The following is a 20,846-nucleotide window of genomic DNA, read 5'->3' on the forward strand; positions in this document are numbered from 1 at the left end:
GAAGGGAACGTGCTTGGGACCCGTCAACCTTGTCCCCGGTGTGGGTGAACGGTCAGCGTTCCGGGGCTACTTCACCCGAACGTGAATACCCCGCACGGTGATTCGAATCGGGGGTCCGGCTACGCGACGACCCGCCCGTTCAGGACCACCCGCCGCGGCGCCGCCAGCACCCGTACGTCCGCCCGCGGGTCGGTGTCGTACACCACCAGGTCGGCGGGCGCGCCCTCGTCCAGGCCGGGCCGGCCGAGCCAGGCGCGGGCGCCCCAGCTTGTCGCCGACAGCGCCGCGACGGGCGGGATGCCGGCGGTGACCAGCTCGGCGACCTCCCGCGCGACCAGCCCGTGGGCGAGCGAGCCGCCGGCGTCCGTGCCGACGTAGACCGGGACGCCGGCGTCGTAGGCGCCGCGCACGGTGTCGTAGCGCCGCTCGTGCAGCCGGCGCATCCGGGCGGACCAGCGCGGGAACTTCCGCTCGCCGCTCTCCGCCAGCTTCGGGAAGGTGGCGGTGTTGACGAGGGTCGGCACGATCGCGACGCCCCGCTCGGCGAACAGCGGGACCAGGTCCTCGCCCAGGCCCGTCGCGTGCTCGACGCAGTCGATGCCCGCCTCGACCAGGTCGCGCAGCGAACTCTCGGCGAAGCAGTGCGCGGTGACGCGGGCGCCGAGCCGGTGCGCCTCGGCGATGGCCGCCTGCACCGCCTCGCGGGGCCAGCAGGGGGCGAGGTCGCCGAGGTCGCGGTCGATCCAGTCGCCGACCAGCTTGACCCAGCCGTCGCCGCGCCGGGCCTCCCGCGCGACGTAGGCGACGAGGTCGTCCGGTTCGATCTCCCAGGCGTAGTTGCGGATGTAGCGCCGGGTGCGGGCGATGTGCCGGCCCGCCCGGATGATCTTCGGCAGGTCCTCGCGGGCGTCGGTCCAGCGGGTGTCGGAGGGCGAACCTGCGTCCCGGATCAGCAGGGCGCCCGCGTCCCGGTCGGTGAGCGCCTGCTTCTCCGCGGTCCCGGCGTCGACCGGGCCGTGCGCGTCGAGCCCCACGTGGCAGTGGGCGTCGACCAGGCCGGGCAGCGCCCAGCCGGTGACGGTGCGCACCTCGCGGGCGCCGGCGGGCCGGTCGTAGGAGATCCGGCCCCCGACCACCCACAGCTCGTCCCGGACGTCGTCCGGCCCGGCCAGGACCCGGCCCTTCACGTGCAGCACCGCGCCATCGCTCATGCACCGCACCCTAACGGCCTACGGTTCGGACTTCCCCACCCGGCCGGAGGTCTCCTCCTCCACCTCGGCCATCGCCGGGTCGAGCAGCCGGGACAGGAAGTGCCGGGTGCGCTCGTGCTGCGGAGCGCCGATGACCCGCTCGGGGCCGCCCTCCTCGACGATCACTCCGCCGTCCATGAAGACGACCCGGTCGGCGACCTCGCGGGCGAAGGTCATCTCATGGGTGACGACCATCATCGTCATGCCCTCCCGGGCGAGCATGCGCATGACCGCGAGGACGTCGCCGACCAGCTCCGGGTCGAGGGCGGAGGTCGGCTCGTCGAACAGCATCACCTCGGGGCCCATGGCGAGCGCGCGGGCGATGGCGACGCGCTGCTGCTGGCCGCCGGAGAGGGAGGCCGGGTAGGCGTCCGCCTTCTCGGACAGGCCGACCCGGGCCAGGTTCTCCGCGGCGGTCCGCGCGGCCGTCGCCTTGTCCCGCCCGAGGACCCGGCGCTGGGGCAGGGTGAGGTTCTCGGTGACGCTCAGGTGCGGGAAGAGGTTGAACTGCTGGAAGACCATGCCGATACGACGGCGTACGGCGTCGATGTCGACGTCCGGGTCGGTCACCTCGGTGCCGCCGACGAAGACCCGGCCCCGGGTGGGCTCCTCCAGCAGGTTCACACAGCGCAGCAGCGTCGACTTGCCGGAACCGGAGGGGCCGATGACGCAGACGACCTCGCCCTGGCCGATCTCCAGGTCGATGCCGCGCAGCACCTCGTTGTCGCCGAAGGACTTGTGCAGTCCGCGGACCTCGATCTCCGGGCGGCTCACCGGATCGCCTCCTGGGCCTTGGCTTCCATACGGCGCACGACGAAGCTGAGCGGGATGGTGACCAGCAGGTAGCACAGGCCCGCGACCAGGATCGGCGTGGAGTTGGCGGTCGTACTGGCGAGGTCGCGGCCGAACTTGGACAGCTCCCGCTCCTCCAGTGTGACGCCGAGGAACAGCACCAGCGAGGAGTCCTTGAACAGCAGGACGAGTTCGTTGGTGAGCGGCGGCAGGATGATCCGGAACGCCTGCGGGACGATGATGGAGACCATGGCCTTGGCCGGCGAGAAGCCGAGCGAACGGGCCGCCTCCAGCTGCCCCTTGGGCACGGCCTGGATGCCGGCGCGGATGGTCTCCGCCATGTACGCGGCCGAGACCAGGCCGAGCGCGATGGCGACCTTGCCGTAGGTGCCGCCGGGGATCTCCGTGCCCGGGAAGGCGAGGGGGACGGCCACCCCGACGAAGATGAAGATCAGCAGGGCGGGCAGCCCGCGGAAGATCTCGATGTAGACGCCGGCCAGCCAGCGGTAGGGGCCCACGGAGGACAGCCGCATCAGCGCGAGGAGCATGCCCAGGGCGAGTCCGACGACGAACCCGGACAGCGTGTACAGCACGGTGTTCTTCAGCGCCAGCGTGATGACGTCCGGGAACATCTGCCGCGCGATGTCGGCCTGGGCGAACTGGTTGGCCAGCCGGCCCCAGTCGGCCGAGACCGCGAACGCGATCACGGCCGCGACGAAGACGGCGTACTGCGCGCCCCGGGACAGGCCGCGCTTCTGCCGCCGGGTCAGTCCCTTCTTCTTGGGCTGGAGGGTGGTGTCCGTATCGGTCATGAGGCGGCGGGGGAGGCGACGGAGGCGTCGTACGGGCCGATCCACTTCTCGTAGATCTTCTTGTAGGTGCCGTCCGCCTTGGCCTGCTTGAGGGCCTTGTTGACGGCGTCGAGCAGCGCCTTGTTGCCCTTCTTCACGGTGAAGCCGTACTGCTCGCCGGTCTTGAGGCTGTCGACGACCTTGAACTTCTCCGCGAACGCCTTGTCCTTCAGCCAGCCCTGGACCACCGGGTAGTCGATGACGACGGCCTGGACCTGGCCGGTGCGCAGGCCGTTGAGGACGGCGTCGGAGGACTCGAAGGAGATCGGGTCGAAGCCCTTGCCCCGGACGTAGTCCTCGCCGGTGGTCTGCGCCTGGGCGCCCAGTTTCCTGCCCTTGGACTTGACGTCGGCGAGCGAGCCGATGCCGCTGCCCTTGTCGACCAGGACGGCCTGGGTGGCCTCGAAGTACGGGTCGGAGAAGTCGACGTTCTTCTTGCGCTCGTCGGTGATGGTCATGCCGGCGGCGGCCAGGTCGCACTGCCCGGAGTTCAGGAAGGCGCCGGTCTTGAAGTTCTCGAACGGCGTGTCCAAGATCTGCTGCTCGACGCCGAGGTCCCGCGCGACGAGGTCGATCAGGGAGACGTCGAAGCCCTGCACCTTGCCGTCGATCTCCGACTGGAAGGGCGGGTACGGCAGGTGGGTGCAGGTGGTCAGCCGGCCGGCCTTGGCCAGGTGGACCCCCTTGACGGTGGTCTTGCCGCTCCCCCCGCTGTCGTCCGAGGAGCAGCCGGCCACGAGCGCGAGCCCGGCCGTCACGGTGATGGCTGCCAGAGCGCGGGCCCGGCGTCCGAGGAGCGTTGTCATGGGGGGAATCTCCCGGTAGGGAACGAAGGGTTCCGATTATAAGGAAAAGTTTGGGTCTCTCAAATCAAACCCATGGTAACGGGGGCGCTGGACCTAAGATCGGGGGAATCGACCTCCGGCACACAAAGAGAGAGCACACCGTGACCCACCCCTTCCTCGACCTGCCCCCGCTGAGTGCCGAGCGCTTCGCCGCCATCGAGGACGCGGTGGCCCGGCTGCTGGACACCCGGCAGGACGTCCTGATCACCCAGGGCGAGGCGCTGCTGCCGCTGGAGGGCGCGATCCGCGCCGCGGCCGGCCCGGGCACGGTGGCCCTGAACGTGATCACGGGCCCGTACGGCCAGACCTTCGGCCACTGGCTGCGCGACGCCGGCGCCACCGTGTACGACCTCGCGGTCCCCTTCCACACGGCGGTGACCGCCGGGCAGGTCCGGGAGGCGTTCGCCGAGCACCCGGAGATCGACTTCGTGTCGCTGGTGCACGCCGAGGCGGCGACCGGCAACACCAACCCGGTCGCGGAGATCGGCGAGGCGGTGCGGGAGCAGGGCGCCCTGTTCTACCTGGACGCGGTGGCCTCCGTGGGCGCGGAGCCGGTGCTGCCGGACGCGTGGGGCGTGGACCTGTGCGTGATCGGGGCGCAGAAGGCGATGGGCGGTCCGGCGGGGGTGTCGGCGATCTCGGTGAGCGAGCGGGCGTGGGCCCGGATGGCGGCCAACCCGAACGCTCCGCGCCGCTCCTACCTCTCCCTGCTGGACTGGAAGGAGCGCTGGACCGACGCCGGCCGCACGGTGCTGCCGCACGCGCCGGCCCAGCTGGAGATGCTGGCGCTCCAGGCGTGCCTGGAGCGGATCGAGGCGGACGGACTGGAAGCGGTGATGGCCCGGCACCGGCGCGCGGCGCTGGCCGCGCGGGCCGGCGCGGTGGCGCTGGGCGGGGGCCTGGAGCCGTACGTGCACGAGGAGCGGGACGCGGCGCCGGTCGCCACGACGCTGCGGGTGCCGTCCGGTGTGGTGGCGTCGGAGCTGGTGGCGCGGGCCCTGGCGAGCGATCCGGCGCTGCCGCTGGCGGCCGGCGGCGGGGCGCTGGCCCAGGAGATGGTCCGGGTCAACCACTACGGCCCCGACGCGACCGAGGGCGCGGTGCGGGACTGCCTCGCGGCACTGGGCACGGCCCTCGCGGAACAGGGCCACGAGGTGGACCTCCCCGCCGCCCACCGGGCCGTGAAGAACGCCTGGCAGTAACGGGACCGACGGGCCGGGCAGCGACGGCCCGGCAGCGGCCGGCCGGATGGCGACGGCCCGCGCCCGGGGCGCGGGCCGTCGCCGTGTCCGCCTGGCATGCTGCCGCCATGACGACCGGACAGAGTCCGCGGACCTTACCCGACGGCCGCCGCGTCCCGCTGACGACCGGCCCCGAGCGCCCCATGCTGGAGAGCTGGCTGGACTTCCACCGGGCCACGCTGGAGCTGAAGTGCCGCGGCCTGGACGACGCGCAGGTGCGGCGGGCGGCGGCCGAGCCGTCGTCGCTGACGCTGCTGGGGCTGGTGCAGCACCTCGCCGAGGTGGAGCGGAACTGGTTCCAGCGCATCGTGGCCGGGCTGGACGTGCCGCCGGTGTTCGAGGAGGAGTCGGGGTACGCCCTGGCCGCGGGCCGGGGGCTGCCCGAGGCGCTCGCGGTGTGGCGGCGGGAGGTCGCGCGCGGCCGGCGGCTGTGTGCCGGGCGGTCGCTGGAGGACACCGTGCGGCTCGCGGGCGGGCCGTTGGCGGGGGCCGAGTTCAGCTTGCGGTGGGTGTTCGTTCACCTGATCGAGGAGTACGCCCGGCACAACGGGCATGCCGATCTGTTGCGTGAACGTATCGACGGGACCATCGGCTACTGAATTCAATTTACTTTCACAAAGTCCGCCAATTTCACGGACGATAGCTTCCCGTCTTCTTCTGCCCGCTTTTTGCAGGGCTAAACAGAAGAGTTTGCGGACGGATACATCCGGCTTTTCGGGCTGTGACACACTCCACAACGAAGGTGATTTATACCCTTTTGCCGCCGGGCATTGCGGACATTTCCCCGATAGGCCCAGGACACTGCACCGTCGCTCCCGTGCATTTTCGAATTCGCCTCGCTAAATTCGTGCCGCATGACTGCCGCACCCGCAGACCTGCTCATCGACCATCCGGCGACCACCGACGGAGCCGCTCTCTGGCGGATCGCCAAAGACTCGGAAACCCTCGACCTGAACTCCTCCTACAGCTATCTGCTGTGGTGCCGGGACTTCGCCGGCACCTCGGTGGTGGCCCGGGGCGTGGACGGGGAGCCGGTCGGTTTCGTCACCGGCTATCTGCGGCCCGGCCGTCCCCGCACCCTGCTCGTCTGGCAGGTGGCCGTCGACGCCGCCCACCGAGGTCTCGGCATCGCCGGAAAGCTGCTGGACGGCCTCGCCGCCCGGCTCACCGCCGAACGCGGCATCACCGAGCTGGAGACCACCATCACACCCGGCAACACCGCCTCCGAGCGGCTGTTCACCTCGTTCGCCGAACGGCACGGCGCACGGGTCACCCGCGAGGTGCTGTTCCCCGCCGGCCTGTTCCCGGGCGGCACGCACGACCCCGAAGTCCTGTACCGCATCGGCCCGCTGACCGCCTCCACCCCCCGCTGAGGAGCCCCGCACGTGACCATCACCCAGCCCGACCTGAGCGTCTTCGAGACCCTGGAGTCGGAGGTGCGCAGCTACTGCCGCGGCTGGCCCGTCGTCTTCGACCGGGCCCGGGGCAGCCGGATGTACGACGAGGACGGCCACGCCTACCTCGACTTCTTCGCCGGTGCCGGATCACTCAACTACGGCCACAACAACCCGGTGCTGAAACGGGCGCTGATCGACTACCTGGAGCGGGACGGCGTCACCCACGGTCTCGACATGTCGACCACGGCCAAGCGGTCGTTCCTGCGGACCTTCCAGGACCTGGTGCTGCGGCCGCGCGACCTGCCGTACAAGGTGATGTTCCCGGGGCCGACGGGTACCAACGCGGTGGAGTCGGCGCTGAAGCTGGCGCGCAAGGTGAAGGGCCGCGAGGCCATCGTGTCGTTCACCAACGCCTTCCACGGCATGTCGCTGGGCTCGCTGGCCGTCACCGGCAACGCCTTCAAGCGGGCCGGCGCCGGGGTGCCGCTGGTGCACGGCACGCCGATGCCGTTCGACAACTACTTCGACGGCCGGGTGCCGGACTTCCTGTGGTTCGAGCGGCTGCTGGAGGACCAGGGGTCCGGGCTGAACAAGCCGGCCGCGGTGATCGTGGAGACCGTGCAGGGCGAGGGCGGCATCAACGTCGCCCGGCCCGAGTGGCTGCGCGCGCTGAAGGAGCTGTGCGAGCGGCAGGACATGCTGCTGATCGTCGACGACATCCAGATGGGCTGCGGCCGCACCGGCGCGTTCTTCTCCTTCGAGGAGGCGGGGATCACGCCGGACATCGTCACCGTCTCCAAGTCGATCAGCGGCTACGGTCTGCCGATGTCCCTGTGCCTGTTCCGGCCCGAGCTGGACATCTGGGAGCCGGGCGAGCACAACGGCACCTTCCGCGGCAACAACCCCGCCTTCGTCACCGCCACCGCCGCGCTGGAGACGTACTGGAGCGACGGCTCCGCGATGGAGAAGCAGACCCGCACCCGCGGCGAGCAGGTCGAGCGGGAGCTGATCTCGCTCACCGAGGAGAACCTCGCCGACGTGAAGGAGTACCGCGGCCGCGGGCTCGTCTGGGGCCTGGAGTTCCACGACAAGGAGCGGGCCGCGAAGGTCGCCCGGCGCGCCTTCGAACTCGGCCTGCTCATCGAGACCTCCGGCCCGCAGAGCGAGGTCGTCAAGCTGCTGCCCGCGCTCACCATCACCCCCGAGGAACTGGACGAGGGCCTCGGCATCCTCGCCCGCGCCGTCCGCGAGACCGCCTAGCAAGCGCCTGGCACAGAGGAGGAACCCACCGTGATCGTGCGATCGTTCAAGGACATCGAAGGCACCGATCGCCATGTGAAGGCGGCGTCCGGCACCTGGGAGAGCAAGCGGATCGTCCTCGCCGGGGAGCGGGTCGGCTTCTCGCTGCACGAGACCATCCTGTACGCCGGGACCGAGACGTCGATGTGGTACGCGAACCACGTCGAGGCCGTCGTCTGCACCCGGGGCGAGGCCGAACTCACCGACCGGGAGACCGGGAACACGTACACCATCACGCCCGGCACCATGTACCTCCTCGACGGGCACGAGCGGCACACGCTGCGCGTCAAGGAGGACTTCCACTGCCTCTGCGTGTTCAACCCGCCGGTCACCGGCCGGGAGGACCACGACGAGAACGGGGTGTACCCGCTGCTCACCGAGCCCGAGGAGGCGTAAGGACATGACCACCGCCACCGTGAGGGACCTCTACCCGACCCGCGGCACCACCGAGGTGACCCTCCCCCGGCAGGACCCGGTCCTCTGGGGCGCCCCGGACACCCCCGGCCCGATCCCGGCCGCCGGCCTCCAGGCGTACGAGCGGGACGGCTTCCTCGCCGTCGACCAGCTCATCACCCCGGCCGAGGTCGAGGTGTACCGGCGGGAGCTGGACCGGCTGGTCTCCGACCCGGCGGTGCGCGCCGACGAGCGCTCCGTCGTGGAGCCGCAGTCCAAGGAGATCCGCTCCGTCTTCGAGGTGCACCGGATCAGCGAGGTGTTCGCCGGTCTGGTGCGCGACGAGCGCGTGGTCGGCCGGGCGCGGCAGATCCTCGGTTCGGACGTGTACGTCCACCAGTCCCGGATCAACGTCAAGCCGGGCTTCGGCGCGAGCGGCTTCTACTGGCACTCGGACTTCGAGACCTGGCACGCCGAGGACGGCCTGCCGCACATGCGGACGGTGTCCGTCTCGATCGCGCTCACCGAGAACCACGACACCAACGGCGGCCTGATGATCATGCCGGGTTCGCACCGGACGTTCCTGGGCTGCGCCGGGGCCACGCCGAAGGACAACTACAAGAAGTCCCTCCGGATGCAGGACGCGGGCACGCCCTCTAACGAGGCGCTGACCAGGCTGGCGGACGAGCACGGCATCCGGCTGTTCACCGGCAGGGCCGGCTCGGCGACCTGGTTCGACTGCAACTGCATGCACGGCTCCGGTGACAACATCACGCCGTTCCCACGCAGCAACGTCTTCATCGTGTTCAACAGCGTGGAGAACACGGCGGTGGAGCCGTTCGCGGCGCCGGTGCGGCGCCCGGAGTTCATCGGGGCCCGGGACTTCACACCGGTCCGCTGAACCACGCCGTCCCGGGGGCCCGCGCGGGTGTGCGCGGGCCCCCGGCGCGTACCGCGGCGCCGGAACCGGGAGCCGGCATCGGACGCCGGGGCGGTCAGCCGGACAGCGCGTCCAGCAGCCGGTCCACGTCCGCGGGCGTGTTGTAGAGGTGGAAGGCCGCGCGCAGATGGCCCGAGCGGTCGGAGACCTCGATGCCCGCCTCGCTCAGCCGGGGCTGGCGGGAGCCGAGTCCGGGCACCGAGACGATCGCCGAGCCGGGCGCGGGCACCGGCTCGTGGCCGAGGTCCGCGAGGCCCGCGCGGAACCGGTCGGCGAGGGCGGTGTCGTGCGCGTGGATCGCCGGGACGCCGAGTTCCTCGATGAGTTCCAGCGAGCGGCGCAGGCCCGCGAAGGTGAACAGGGCGTGGGTGAGGTCGAACCGGCGGGCGGAGCGGGCGAGTTCGGCCACCGGGCCGTAGCAGCTGTCCCAGGGCCGTTCGGCCGCGACCCAGCCCGCGAGGACGGGCGTGAGTCCGCCGAAGTCCTCGGGGACGGTGAGGAAGGCCGCGCCGTGCGGGCCCAGCAGCCACTTGAAGGCGACGCTCGCGGTGAAGTCGAAGGCGTCCGCGTCGGCCGGCAGCCAGCCGGCGGACTGGGAGAAGTCGACGTAGGTGCGGGCGCCGTGGGTGCGGGCGGCCTCGCGCAGGGCGGCCAGGTCGGCGAGCCGGCCGTCGGCGGACTGGGCGGCGCTGACCGCGACGAGCGCGGTGCCCGGCCGCACGGACTCGGCGATCCGCTCCAGCGGGACCGTGCGGACCTTGAGGTCGCCGCGGACGTGGAACGGGTTCAGCACGGAGGTGAAGTCGTCCTCGGCGGTGAGCACTTCGGCTCCCGCGGGCAGCGCGGCGGCGATCACACCGGTGTGCGCGGCGACCGAGGCGCCGGCGGCGACCCGGGTGGCCGGGACCCCGGCGAGCCGGGCGAACGCGGCCCGGCTCGCCTCCACGTCCTCGTACAGCGGGGTCAGCGGCCGGCCCTCGGCCCGCAGCAGCGCCGCTTCCTGGAGGGCGGCGACGCTGCGGGCGGGCAGCAGGCCGTTGCTCGCGGTGTTGAGGTAGGTGCTCCGCGGGCGGAACTCGGCGCGGACGAGGCGGTCGAAGGTCTCCGTGGTCTCCATGGGACCACTGTGCGGCCCGGCGGTGCCTGCGTCCATCGTGATTTTCTGCCCGGTTCCTCCAAGGAACGCTTATGGGACCGCGCCGGCCGACGGTGTCAGCCGTGCGACGGGACCGCGCAGCCGTCCGGGCCGCACGCCTCGGCGTCCGCCCGGCCGACCGGCCGCAGCGGGGAGCGCTCGCCCCAGGCCTGGGTCAGCGCCTGGGTGAAGACCTCGGCGGGCTGGGCGCCGGAGACGCCGTAGGTCCGGTCGAGGACGAAGAACGGCACACCGGTGGCGCCGAGCCGGGCGGCCTCCTGCTCGTCGGCGCGGACCTCCTCGGCGTAGGCGTCCGGGTCGGCGAGCACCGCGCGGACCGCCCCGGCGTCCAGTCCGGCTTCCACGGCCAGCTCCACCAGGCGGTCGTCGCCCTCGGTGAACAGGGAGCGCTCCTCGGCGAAGTTGGCCCGGTACAGGACCTGGAGCAGCCGGTCCTGCGCGCCGTGCTCCTTGGCGAGGTGCAGCAGGCGGTGCAGGTCGAAGGTGTTGCCGTGGTCGCGGCCCCGGGTGCGGTAGTCCAGGCCCTCGGCGGCGGCCTGGGCGCCCAGGTTGTCCTCGCCGGCCTGGGCCTGCGCCTCGCTCATGCCGTACTTCGCGGTCAGCATGGTGAGCACGGGCTGGACGTCGCCCTTGGCGCGGCCCGGGTCCAGTTCGAAGGAGCGGTGCACCACCTCGACCTCGTCGCGGTGCGGGAAGGCAGCGAGCGCCTTCTCGAAGCGGGCCTTGCCCACATAGCACCAGGGGCAGGCGATGTCGCTCCAGATCTCGACGCGCATGTCTTCGGCTCTCTCCGGGTGGTACGGCTGCGGGGGCTCTCCCCGGCCGAGTGCGTGAACGTTCAAGCAGCCCGTTTCATTCCCGCCCGGCGCCGAGCCGCACGGCGCCGGGACCGCGCGCCCCGGCCGTCCGGCCGGGGACCGGCCGGACGGTTGCGGTCAGCACCGCGGCCGGGGCCGGTTCCCGCCCGGCGGCCGGGGTACTACCGCTCCAGCCGCCCGTTGAACCGCCGGGGCAGGCCGAGGGGGTTGTCGTCCTTCAGCTCGGCCGGCAGCAGGGCCTCCGGCGCGTTCTGGTAGGCCACCGGCCGCAGCCACCGCTCGATGGCGGTGCCGCCCACGGAGGTGGAGGTGGAGGTGGTCGCCGGGTACGGGCCGCCGTGGTGCTGGGCCGGTGCCACGGCGACACCCGTCGGCCAGCCGTTCACCAGGACGCGCCCGGCCAGCGGGGTCAGCTCCGCGAGCAGCTCGGGGCCCCGGCCCCGGCCGGCGGCCTCGTCCGAGGAGACCTGGACCGTCGCCGTGAGGTTGCCCGGCAGCCGGGACAGGACGGCCTTGGCCTCCTGCTCGTCGGTGTAGCGGGCCACCACGGTCACCGGTCCGAAGCACTCCTCCAGCAGCAGGTCGTGCGCGCCCCGCTCGGCCAGCTTCGCCGCCGGCACGGTGAGGACACCGGCGCTGACCGTGTGCTCGTCGCCCGCGCCCGGGGCGACCGGCGTGTCGACCCCGGGCAGCCCGGCGCGCTCGGCCGCGCCGGCGAGGAAGTTGTCCCGCATCCGGTGGTCGAGCAGCACGCCGGCGCCGGTGCCGCCGACCGCGTCGGCCAGGGACTTCACCAGCCGGTCGCCCCCGTCGCCGGACGGCACCAGCACCAGACCGGGCTTGACGCAGAACTGGCCGACGCCGAGGGTCATCGAGCCGGCGAGCCCGGAGCCGATCTCCTCGGCCCGCTCGGCGACGGCGGCCTCGGTCACCAGGACCGGGTTCAGCGAGCCCAGTTCGCCGTGGAACGGGATCGGCACCGGACGGGCGGCGGCGGCGTCGAAGAGCGCCCGGCCGCCCCGCACCGACCCGGTGAAGCCGGCCGCGGCGACCAGCGGGTGCCCGATCAGCTCGACGCCCGCCGCGAACCCGTGCACCAGGCCGACGACGCCCTCCGGGATGCCGTGCCCGGCGGCGGCCGCGCGCAGCACCCCGGCGACCCGCTCGGACAGGGACGGGTGGTCGGGGTGGGCCTTGACGACGACCGGGCAGCCCGCGGCCAGCGCGCTCGCGGTGTCGCCGCCGGCGACGGAGAAGGCGAAGGGGAAGTTGGAGGCGGAGTAGACGGCGACGACGCCGAGCGGCACCTTGTAGCGGCGCAGGTCCGGCACGGGCGGGGTGGCCGTGTCGTCGGGGTGGTCGATGACGACGTCCAGGAAGGCACCTTCGTCGACGATGTCCGCGAAGGCCCGCAACTGGTAGGCCGTGCGGGCGAGTTCGCCGTTCAGCCGGACCGGGCCGAGCGCGGTCTCGGCGTCGGCGGTCTCGACCAGACCGTCCCGGGCCGCTTCCAGGCCGGCGGCGGCCGAGCGCAGGAAGGCGGCGCGGACCGTGCGGTCGGCGAGGGCCTCCCGCGCCGCGTGGGCCGCCCGGACGGCCGCGTCGATCTCCTCGGCGGTGGCCTCCACCGCAACCTGTTCGCGCTGCTTCCCGGTGCGCGGGTCGACACTCCAGACTGGTGCTGCTGCCACCGCGGGTCCCTCCCAAATAAGGCCGCACTCTTCGAAACGATGCGCGTCACCCCGAGCGCGTTCGATATACTGAACACTGTCTCTGATGATGAACGCTTCGGAGACTATATATCTCGGTCCTCGTCGAACGAAGGGGTCAAGGGCGATGACGGCAGGCGACACAGGGGGCGGGGCGCAGGTCAAGTCCGCGGTACGGACCGTTGAGCTGCTCGAATACTTCGCCGGCCGGCCCGGTATGCACTCGCTCGCGGCCGTCCAGGAGGCCGTGGGCTATCCCAAGTCCAGCCTCTACATGCTGCTGCGCACGCTGGTGGAGCTGGGCTGGGTGGAGACGGACGCCACCGGCACGCGGTACGGCATCGGGGTGCGGGCGCTGCTCGTGGGCACCTCCTACATCGACGGCGACGAGGTGGTGGCCGCCGCCCGCCCGACCCTGGACCGGCTCTCGGACGACACCACGGAGACCATCCACCTGGCCCGGCTCGACGGCCCCAACGTGGTCTATCTGGCGACCCGGCAGTCCCAGCACTACCTGCGCCCCTTCACCCGGGTCGGCCGTCGGCTGCCGGCCCACTCCACCTCGCTCGGCAAGGCGATCCTCGCCACCTACACCGACGAGCAGGTGCGCAAGATGCTGCCGGAGACGCTGCCCGCGCTCACCGAGCACACCCTCACCGACCGGGAGCGGCTCATCGAGGAGCTGCACCAGGTCCGGGAGCGGGGCTTCGCGGTCGACCGCGAGGAGAACACGCTGGGCCTGCGCTGCTTCGGCGTGGCCATCCCGTACCGCACGCCCGCCCGGGACGCCATCAGCTGCTCGGTCCCGGTGGCCCGGCTGACGCCCGCCCACGAGCAACTGATCAAGGACGCGCTGTTCGACGCGCGGGACCGGCTGACGCTGGCGACCCGCAGGCTCTGAGATCCGGCCCGCGGACCCGAGGGCCGGGCCGTCCGCCCGGCGCCCGGGTCGTCGGCGCCGCGCCCGGGTCGTCGGCGCCGCGCCCGGGTCGTCGGCGCCGCGCCCGGGTCGTAGGCTGCGCGTCCGGGTCGTAGGCTCGGGGTCATGGAGATCGTGCTGCGGGCCGTCCAGGACGGTGATCTGCCGGTGGTCCGCCGCCAGATGACGGACCCGGAGGCCGTGCGGATGGCCGCCTTCTGCCCGGACGGCCTGGACGACCGGGAGGCTTTCGCGGCCTACTGGAAACGGCTGCGCGGCACCTCCCACGTCCTGCGCGCGGTGCTGGCCGACGGCGCCGTGGTGGGTACCGCTGCGGTGTACGGAGTGCCCGGCGAGCGCGAGGTGACGTACTGGATCGACCGCGCGTACTGGGGCCGGGGCGTGGCGACGGCCGCGCTGCGGGCCCTGCTCGCCGAGGTGCGCGACCGGCCGCTGTACGCGCGCGCCGCGGCCGACAACGCCGGCTCGCTGCGGGTGCTGCGGAAGTGCGGGTTCCGTGAGACGGCGCGGGCGCGGGGGTTCGCGAACGCGCGGGGGCGGGAGATCGAGGAGGTCGTGCTGGTCCTGGCGGACCGGGCGGGCGGGCCGGCCGGCTGAACGCCGGATGAGAAAAACGGCCGTGAGGGAACGATCGACCCCGTTGCGCTCGTCTTCCGGGCGGGATGAACAAGACGATCAGGCGGGCGTCCGTCTTCGCGCTGCTGCTCGTGCTCGCCCTGCTGGTCAGGGCGACATGGCTGCAGTACTACGACGGCCAGGCCCTCGCGGACGACAACCACAACCGGCGGAACGTGATCGCGACCTACTCACGGCCCCTGGGGAACATCATCGTGGCCGGGGAGGCGATCACCGGCTCGACACGGACGAAAGGAAGCGACCTCGCCTACAAGCGGACGTACACCGACGGCAGGCTGTACGCGGCGGTGACGGGCTACGCCTCGCAGGCGTACGCGCCCACCCAGCTGGAGGGCATCTACACCGATCTGCTCAACGGCACGGACAACCAGCTGAAGACCGTGATGGACACCGTCACCGGCCGGCGCGCCGACCCGGGCGACGTGGTCACGACGATCGACCCGGCCGTGCAGAAGGCGGGCTACCGCGCGCTGGGCGGCACCAAGGGCGCGGCCGTCGCGCTCGACCCGAAGACCGGCAAGATCCTCGCGGTGGTCTCCACCCCGTCGTACGACCCGTCCACGCTCACCGACGCCGGCACGGCCGGGACGGCGTGGCAGCGGCTCAACGCGGACAAGGACAAGCCGCTCACCAACCGCGCGCTGCGCCAGCCGCTGCCGCCGGGCTCCACGTTCAAACTGGTGGTCGCGGCCGCCGCGCTGGAGGACGGGCTGTACGAGAACGTGGACGAGCCCACCGACAGCCCCCAGCCGTACATCATGCCGGGCACGGTGCGCGAGCTGCCGAACGAGAGCAAGTCGGCGCCGTGCCGGAACGCCTCGCTCCGGGTCGCCCTGCGCTACTCCTGCAACAACGTCTTCGGTCATCTGGCCGTCCAGCTCGGGCAGGACAAGGTCAGGGCCATGGCCGAGAAGTTCGGCTTCAACGACGAGGAGCAGGACGTGCCGGTGCGCGCCTACCCGAGCGTCTACCCCTCCGGCATGGACAAGTCGCAGACGGCCCTGTCCGGCATCGGCCAGTTCAACGTCACGGCCACGCCCCTGCAGATGGCCATGGTGTCCGCGGCCATCGCCAACGGCGGCAAGCTGGTATCGCCGCACATGGTCGCGCGGATCACCGACGGCGGCGGTGATGTGCTGAAGGACTACGACGACGACACGGACACCAAGGAGATCATCGGCTCCCGCACCGCGGAGCAACTGCGGTCGGCGATGGAGACCGTGGTGAAGGACGGCACCGGCACCAACGCGCTGATCGACGGCGTGACCGTCGGCGGCAAGACCGGCACCGCGCAGCACGGCGAGAACAACGACAAGTCGCCGTACGCCTGGTTCACCTCCTACGGCAAGTCCGACGGCAACGGCAGGGAAGTGGCCGTCGCGGTGATGGTGGAGCAGTCCGACGCGGCGCGCTCGGAAGTGAGCGGCAACGGCCTGGCCGCGCCCGTGGCCAAGGCGATGATGCAGGCGGCCCTGAAGTAGCACGCCCCGCGAGCGGAGGCGGGAGGGCACCCCATGGTGCCCTCCCGCCTCCGCTCGTATCCCCTCCCGTTCCCCCGCGGCGCGTGGTCTTCCGGTGCGCGGAGGCGAGTTCGGCGGGTCATACGATGTCCGGCCACCCGTACAATCCCTCGCATGTCATTTGCATGACACTCCTGGCGCGTACCGAGAAGAGGTCACCCGTGGGCACAGTCGTCGACGACGCAGCCTCCGTGGAGTTCCACGCCTTCTTCGAACAGCACTACGCCGAACTCGCCCGCCTCGCCCGCCTCCTCACCGGCGAGGCGGACGCCGCCGACGACCTCGCGGCGGACGCCCTGCTCGCGCTGTGGCACCGCTGGGACCGGGTGCGCGCGGCCGACCACCCGGTGGCGTACGCGCGGGGCGTGGTCGCCAACCTGGCCCGCACCCGGATCCGCAGCGCGGTGCGCGAGCGGCGGCGGGTCGCGCTGTTCTGGCCGCGCGGCGAGGAGCGGACCGAGAACCCGGACGTCGCCGGTGTCGTGGACGTCCAGGAGGCGCTGCGCCGGCTGCCGTTCCGCAAACGGGCGTGCGTGGTGCTCCGGCACGCGTGCGACCTGTCGGAGAAGGACACCGCCCTCGCGCTCGGGATCTCGGTGGGTACGGTGAAGAGCCAGACGTCCAAGGGCATGGCCGAACTCCAGCGGCTGCTCGGCCCGCAGGGCGACCCGCCACGGGTGCGCGCGGCGATGGCGGTCCGAGCGGGCGAGAGCGGAGGAAGGAACCGATGAGGCGGCAGGACGTGCACGAGGAGCTGCGCGCCCGGCTGCACGAGGCGGCCGAGGCCCACCGGCCGGACCGCGCGCGCATCCTGGCCCGGGTGGAGCGCGGCATGGCCGCCCCGCCCGGCCCCGGCCACCGGGCCGTGCGCCCGCCGGTGCCCGGCTGGCTCCGGGTGGTCTGCGCGACGGCCGCGGTGGCGGGCGTGCTCGCGGCCGGCGGCTACGCCGTGGCCTCCGCGGTGCGCGACGACCCGCCGGCCCGGCAGACCGTGGCGGTCTCGCCCACGCCCACGGCCACGGCCGGCTCGCCGGCGCCTCCCGCCACCCGGCCTCCGGACCGCTCGGCGGACCCGGCGGACCCGGCGCCCGGCGAGGGCACCGGCCGGCCGTCCCGGGCGCCGCACGTCCCGCCCACCCGCGCACCGGACGCCTCCTCCTCCCCCACGCCGGACGCCACCGCCCCGGCGAAGCCGCCGGCGGCCCGTGCCGAACAGGACGGACCGCTGTGGTCGGACGGCTCGGTGAACCCGCACAGCAACGCCTTCTGGGCGCAGAGCGATCTGACCCTGCGGACCACCGAGCGGCTGACCTCCCTCACCGTCGAGCTGCGGATCGCCCAGACCGGCTCGGTGACGTCGACCGGCGCGTGGCGCTCGCTGCCGGAAGGGGACTTCACCCAGCGCGTCGCCGAGCGCGACGGGTTCGTCGTCTACACCTGGACGCTGCGCGAGGGGCGCACGGTGCCGGCGGGCCGGTGGGTGTTCGCGGGGCAGTACGACCACGCCCGCGGCGGACGCGACGCGGGCGCCGACCGCTATGCCATGACCGGCGTGGCCGGCGGGCATGGCTACGCGGTGGCCGGTGACTTCGCCCCGCACGACGGCTGAGAGACGGCGGCGCCCGGGTCCCCGCCGGCCCGGCCGGCGGCCGGCGGGGACGATGCCCGTCCGGCCGGCCGTCAGGAGACGAAGTAGGTCGGGTTCGGCAGCTTGTAGGCGCGGTCGGCGTAGCCGCCGTCCAGGTCCGAGTACTGGTCGCCGAAGTTGGCGATGATCTCGTAGCCGAGGTCGTGCTCGATGTGCCGGCGCGTGCCCGACTTGTACTGGACGGTCGTGCAGTTCCAGGTGCCCGGCACGGCGCAGTGCTTCAGATAGGCCGGCGGGGCGGCCTTGTCCTTGAGGAACATGTGGCCGGCGTCGAGGTTCACGTCGGCGCCCGCCTTCTTCAGGTTCGCCACCGCGCCGGCGCGCTGGGCCTCGGTGAGACCGGAGTTGTAGAAGACCTCCACGCCCTTGGACTCGGCGTAGCGCACCAGCTCGGGGCTGCCGAAGACGGCCGGGCGGTCGGCCTTGTTCACGTAGTCGTTCCAGGTGGCGGAGTCGTACGTGTAGTTGTGGCGCTTCTCGTAGTCGAGGCTGAGCAGCAGGGTGTCGTCGATGTCGAAGACGACGGCCGGCCGGGCGCCCCGGTGGTGCGCCGTGCGGGCGGCCTTGTCGAGGTAGCGCTCGGCCTCGGCGTCGATGCGCGCGAGGTCCTTGGCGTACGGGCTGTCCGGGGACGCCAGGTAGACGCCGTCGGCGTCGGCGGTGGTGCCGTAGTAGGTGTCGATGTCCTTCACCAACTGGCCGATGTTGTACGGCTCGTGGGTGGAGTTCGCCGCCGACTGGCCGGCGCCGGCCACGCCCGCGCCGTACAGCGCGGCACCGGCGACGGCACAGGCGGCGCCGGCCGCGGCCGCCTTGAGGGACTTGCGCATGGATCCTCCGGATCTGGTGAATGGAGTGACGTACCAGGTCACGGACTGTCTACGCGCATCACACGGCTATCGCGAGCCCTGTTATCCGATCGATATGCCCTGCCAGGGGCGCCAGTTGCCGAGATAGGCGGTCCGGGTCGCCGACGCGGCCTGGGCGGCGGTCAGCCGGGGCCGGTTCTCCGGCACGGTGACGGCGGCGCCCGGCCCGGTGTTGCGGTACTCGGCGAAGCGCTGCTCCTGCCAGGGGTGGGCCGCCGCCATGTCGGCGTAGGGGGCGACGGCGTCGATGCCGGGGCCGAGCCGGGTGTCGCGGACGGTGAGCATCGGGCGGGCGGTGGGGTCGGAGCTGGGGACCCAGGGGCGGGCCAGTTTGTAGAAGCCGTCCGGCGCCTCGCTGCTGACGCGGCCGTGCGTGACGAGGAAGCCGCGCGGGTTGGCGGCGGCCGTGGAGGGCGCGAAGACGAAGCCGTAGGGCGCCGCGGCCAGGTCCGTCCGGTTCAGGGTGTGGAAGCGGCAGTGCTCGTAGACGGCGGTGGCCCGGCCGAAGACGAAGTCGACGTCTCCTTCGACATGGCAGTGGGCGTAGTACTGGCGGGCGAAGACACCGAGGGCCAGGGTGTCGGCGTACAGGGTGTCCTGGTGGCCGAGGAAGCGGCAGTGCAGGAAGGCGCCGCGGTCGCCCTGCGCCTTGAGGGCGACGGCCTGGGTGCCGGTGGTGCCCGGGTGGGCGGCGCGCAGCCAGTCGTTGGCGAAGGTGAGGTGGCGGGCGGTGAACCCGTCGGCCTGGACGGTGACCGTGGCCGAGCCGCTGGTGCCGTGGGTGCCGCCGCCGGGCGTGGGGGTGCCGGCCGCGTTGTCGTAGACGATCACGACGTCCCGGGGGTCCCCGGTGGCGCCGATCCAGGTCATCTCCGGGCGGCCGGCGTCGACGGCGACCGTCTCGCGGTAGGTGCCGGGCGCGAGCACGAGGGTCCGGCCGCTGCCGGTCGCGGCGGTCACCGCGGCCTGCACGCTGGTGAAGTCGCCGCGCCCGTGCGGGTCGACGTAGAGGGTGTCCGGGGTGCGGCGGCGGGCCGGGGAGCCGTGGCGGCCGAAGGGGCGCGGGCCGGCGTGCGCGGGGGCGGGCGCCAGGGCGAGCGCGGCGGCGGACCCGGCGCTCGCGGCGAGGAGACCTCGTCGGGTCAGGGGCATGGGACGGCTCCTTGTCGGGGCGGCTCGGGCGGGTGCGGCCGGGGCGGTGCGCGCCCCGGCCGCGGGCGGTCAGCGCAGGTGTCCGGCGCCCGCGTGGCGGGCGACGAGGCCGGGGACGGCCTCCGGCCGGTCCACCCGGGTGCGCAGGGCCGGTGTCCAGCCGGCCCCGGACCGCAGGATCTCGCCGGGGACTTCGGCGTTGTGGACGGCGACGAGGTCTACCGGCCGGCCGTTGACGTAGTTGTCGGCGGCGGTGACCGGCGCGTCCTTCCACTTTTTCAGGACCGTGCCGGCGCCGGTCCCGGCGGGCAGGGTGAACGCGTTGTGCTCGGCGACGAGCTGGGACTCCAGGCCGATGCCGTAGCTGTAGGAGTAGCCGGCACCGGCGACGAAGTGGTTGTTGTAGGAGTCCACCTGCCCGAAGCGGACGCGCGGGGCCCGTTCGACCAGGTTCCGGAACAGGTTGTGGTGGAAGGTGACCTTCAGGTGCCCGCGGTCGACGGCGGCCGTGGCGGCGCTGTCGCTGTTGCCTATGAGGATCGTCTTGTCGTGGTCCTCGAAGACGTTCCAGGAGGCGGTGACGTAGTCGGCGCCCTTGACGACGTCCAGCTCGCCGTCGTGCTGCTGGTAGATCCGGCCGTAGTACGACGGCAGGGTGCTGTCCGGGTGGTCGCCGTCGGTGAACGTGTCGTGGTCGATCCACACGTGGGACGACCCGTACACCACGGCGCTGTCGTACTCGGAGTTCCAGTTGCCGTCGGCGGTGTCGGTCGGGTCCCACTGCGGGAAGCAGTCGAGCGGGCTCTCGAAGGCCAGGTTGCGCACGATGACGTTGTCGACGCCCTTGATCTGGAGGCTGGCGCCCTTGAAGCCGGCGTCGCGCCCGATGCCGACGATCGTGGTGTTGGCCGGGATGGTGGCCTTGATGGAGGCGTCCTGGCGGGCGGCGGAGGCGCGGCGCAGGCCCTCGGGGCTGTCGTCGGGCTCGGCGTCGAGGGTCGTGGTCCGGCCCCACACGGCGGGGTCGTAGGTCTTCAGATAGGCGGCGAAGTCGTAGCCGGGCACGGCGAACGCGTCGCAGCCGGGCCCGTCGGCGTCGAGGGTGCCCCGCACCCGGACGATCTTCGGCGCGCTGCCGCCGTCCGCGAGGGCGGCCTTGAACTGCTCCCAGGTGGTGACGGTGTAGACGTGCGCGGGGTCGGCGGCGGCGCCGCCGGTCGTCCCGGTGCCGTAGGCCGCCCAGCCGTCGCCGGCGGGCAGCACCTGCCGGCCGGGGGCGGTGCGGTGGTCGGAGTGCGCGGACGCGGTGCCGGTGACGGCGAGGACGAGGGCCGTGCAGCCGACGGCCGTCACTATGACACGTCCATGACATCCAGGGATACGCATGGTG

The 20,846-nt window shown here is 72.6% G+C and carries 21 protein-coding genes; 11 read left to right on the forward strand and 10 right to left on the reverse strand.

The genetic code is table 11. The features are described from left to right. Positions 1-119: 119 nt before the first annotated feature. The 4 genes from ACH4OA_RS29485 to ACH4OA_RS29500 are packed head-to-tail and all read right to left on the reverse strand — an operon-like array spanning position 120 to position 3,699. Positions 120-1,211 (reverse strand): amidohydrolase family protein, encoded by a 1,092-nt coding sequence (locus ACH4OA_RS29485; RefSeq protein WP_365883530.1) that lies wholly within the window; start codon positions 1,209-1,211, stop codon positions 120-122. A gap of 18 nt (positions 1,212-1,229) precedes the next feature. Continuing rightward, positions 1,230-2,024: an amino acid ABC transporter ATP-binding protein gene (locus ACH4OA_RS29490; protein ID WP_397948213.1), complete on the reverse strand. Its 795-nt coding sequence runs from the start codon at positions 2,022-2,024 to the stop codon at positions 1,230-1,232. Beyond that, the gene (locus tag ACH4OA_RS29495; RefSeq protein ID WP_365883532.1) at positions 2,021-2,854 is read right to left on the reverse strand and encodes an amino acid ABC transporter permease; all 834 of its coding nucleotides are present in this window, start codon (positions 2,852-2,854) and stop codon (positions 2,021-2,023) included. The genes ACH4OA_RS29490 and ACH4OA_RS29495 overlap by 4 nt, the downstream gene beginning before the upstream one ends. Next, positions 2,851-3,699, reverse strand: a complete 849-nt coding sequence (locus ACH4OA_RS29500) for a transporter substrate-binding domain-containing protein (protein WP_397948215.1) — start codon at positions 3,697-3,699, stop codon at positions 2,851-2,853. The genes ACH4OA_RS29495 and ACH4OA_RS29500 overlap by 4 nt, the downstream gene beginning before the upstream one ends. 140 nt (positions 3,700-3,839) lie before the next feature. Here ACH4OA_RS29500 and ACH4OA_RS29505 point away from each other — a divergent pair, with 140 nt between their 5' ends. From ACH4OA_RS29505 to thpD, 6 genes are all read left to right on the forward strand, one after another. Further along, complete coding sequence (locus tag ACH4OA_RS29505; RefSeq protein WP_397972160.1) at positions 3,840-4,940, forward strand: pyridoxal-phosphate-dependent aminotransferase family protein; 1,101 nt, start codon at positions 3,840-3,842, stop codon at positions 4,938-4,940. A gap of 107 nt (positions 4,941-5,047) precedes the next feature. Beyond that, a complete protein-coding gene (locus tag ACH4OA_RS29510) occupies positions 5,048-5,578 on the forward strand; it encodes a DinB family protein (RefSeq protein WP_397972162.1) in 531 nt (176 codons plus the stop codon). A 255-nt stretch (positions 5,579-5,833) separates the two neighbouring features. Further along, on the forward strand, positions 5,834-6,352 hold the full coding sequence (ectA, locus tag ACH4OA_RS29515; RefSeq protein ID WP_397941797.1) for a diaminobutyrate acetyltransferase: 519 nt from the start codon (positions 5,834-5,836) through the stop codon (positions 6,350-6,352). A gap of 12 nt (positions 6,353-6,364) precedes the next feature. Continuing rightward, positions 6,365-7,636, forward strand: coding sequence for a diaminobutyrate--2-oxoglutarate transaminase (ectB, locus tag ACH4OA_RS29520; protein WP_365874217.1), 1,272 nt, complete (start codon positions 6,365-6,367; stop codon positions 7,634-7,636). 30 nt (positions 7,637-7,666) lie between these two features. Next, positions 7,667-8,071 (forward strand): ectoine synthase, encoded by a 405-nt coding sequence (locus ACH4OA_RS29525; protein ID WP_397972165.1) that lies wholly within the window; start codon positions 7,667-7,669, stop codon positions 8,069-8,071. Positions 8,072-8,075: 4 nt separating this feature from the next. Beyond that, on the forward strand, positions 8,076-8,969 hold the full coding sequence (thpD, locus tag ACH4OA_RS29530; RefSeq protein ID WP_397972167.1) for an ectoine hydroxylase: 894 nt from the start codon (positions 8,076-8,078) through the stop codon (positions 8,967-8,969). Between the two features lie 94 nt (positions 8,970-9,063). Here the strand turns inward: thpD and ACH4OA_RS29535 are convergent, their stop codons facing one another. From ACH4OA_RS29535 to ACH4OA_RS29545, 3 genes are all read right to left on the reverse strand, one after another. Beyond that, a complete protein-coding gene (locus ACH4OA_RS29535; protein ID WP_365874211.1) occupies positions 9,064-10,125 on the reverse strand; it encodes an aminotransferase class V-fold PLP-dependent enzyme in 1,062 nt (353 codons plus the stop codon). Positions 10,126-10,220: 95 nt separating this feature from the next. Continuing rightward, on the reverse strand, positions 10,221-10,940 hold the full coding sequence (locus ACH4OA_RS29540; RefSeq protein ID WP_397948225.1) for a DsbA family oxidoreductase: 720 nt from the start codon (positions 10,938-10,940) through the stop codon (positions 10,221-10,223). A 203-nt stretch (positions 10,941-11,143) separates the two neighbouring features. Then, positions 11,144-12,673: an aldehyde dehydrogenase (NADP(+)) gene (locus ACH4OA_RS29545; RefSeq protein WP_397948227.1), complete on the reverse strand. Its 1,530-nt coding sequence runs from the start codon at positions 12,671-12,673 to the stop codon at positions 11,144-11,146. 145 nt (positions 12,674-12,818) lie between these two features. Here ACH4OA_RS29545 and ACH4OA_RS29550 point away from each other — a divergent pair, with 145 nt between their 5' ends. The 5 genes from ACH4OA_RS29550 (at position 12,819) to ACH4OA_RS29570 (ending at position 17,396) form a co-directional block, all read left to right on the forward strand. Beyond that, a complete protein-coding gene (locus ACH4OA_RS29550; protein ID WP_397948228.1) occupies positions 12,819-13,592 on the forward strand; it encodes an IclR family transcriptional regulator in 774 nt (257 codons plus the stop codon). 144 nt (positions 13,593-13,736) lie between these two features. Further along, the gene (locus ACH4OA_RS29555; protein WP_397972171.1) at positions 13,737-14,228 is read left to right on the forward strand and encodes a GNAT family N-acetyltransferase; all 492 of its coding nucleotides are present in this window, start codon (positions 13,737-13,739) and stop codon (positions 14,226-14,228) included. Positions 14,229-14,293: 65 nt separating this feature from the next. Continuing rightward, positions 14,294-15,748, forward strand: coding sequence for a peptidoglycan D,D-transpeptidase FtsI family protein (locus tag ACH4OA_RS29560; RefSeq protein ID WP_397972174.1), 1,455 nt, complete (start codon positions 14,294-14,296; stop codon positions 15,746-15,748). A 200-nt stretch (positions 15,749-15,948) separates the two neighbouring features. Continuing rightward, entirely contained in the window at positions 15,949-16,518 is a 570-nt protein-coding gene (locus tag ACH4OA_RS29565) for a SigE family RNA polymerase sigma factor (protein WP_365874199.1), read from the forward strand. Beyond that, complete coding sequence (locus tag ACH4OA_RS29570) at positions 16,515-17,396, forward strand: hypothetical protein (protein WP_397972177.1); 882 nt, start codon at positions 16,515-16,517, stop codon at positions 17,394-17,396. Before ACH4OA_RS29565 ends, ACH4OA_RS29570 begins: the two co-directional genes overlap by 4 nt. 71 nt (positions 17,397-17,467) lie before the next feature. Here the strand turns inward: ACH4OA_RS29570 and ACH4OA_RS29575 are convergent, their stop codons facing one another. From ACH4OA_RS29575 to ACH4OA_RS29585, 3 genes are all read right to left on the reverse strand, one after another. Next, the gene (locus tag ACH4OA_RS29575; protein WP_397972179.1) at positions 17,468-18,265 is read right to left on the reverse strand and encodes an HAD family acid phosphatase; all 798 of its coding nucleotides are present in this window, start codon (positions 18,263-18,265) and stop codon (positions 17,468-17,470) included. Between the two features lie 81 nt (positions 18,266-18,346). Next, on the reverse strand, positions 18,347-19,456 hold the full coding sequence (locus ACH4OA_RS29580) for a pectinesterase family protein (RefSeq protein WP_397972181.1): 1,110 nt from the start codon (positions 19,454-19,456) through the stop codon (positions 18,347-18,349). A gap of 69 nt (positions 19,457-19,525) precedes the next feature. Next, the gene (locus ACH4OA_RS29585; RefSeq protein WP_397972184.1) at positions 19,526-20,842 is read right to left on the reverse strand and encodes a polysaccharide lyase family 1 protein; all 1,317 of its coding nucleotides are present in this window, start codon (positions 20,840-20,842) and stop codon (positions 19,526-19,528) included. Positions 20,843-20,846 lie beyond the last annotated feature (4 nt).

The sequence above is a fragment of the Streptomyces sp. NPDC017095 genome, assembly GCF_044332325.1.
Taxonomy (GTDB): domain Bacteria; phylum Actinomycetota; class Actinomycetes; order Streptomycetales; family Streptomycetaceae; genus Streptomyces.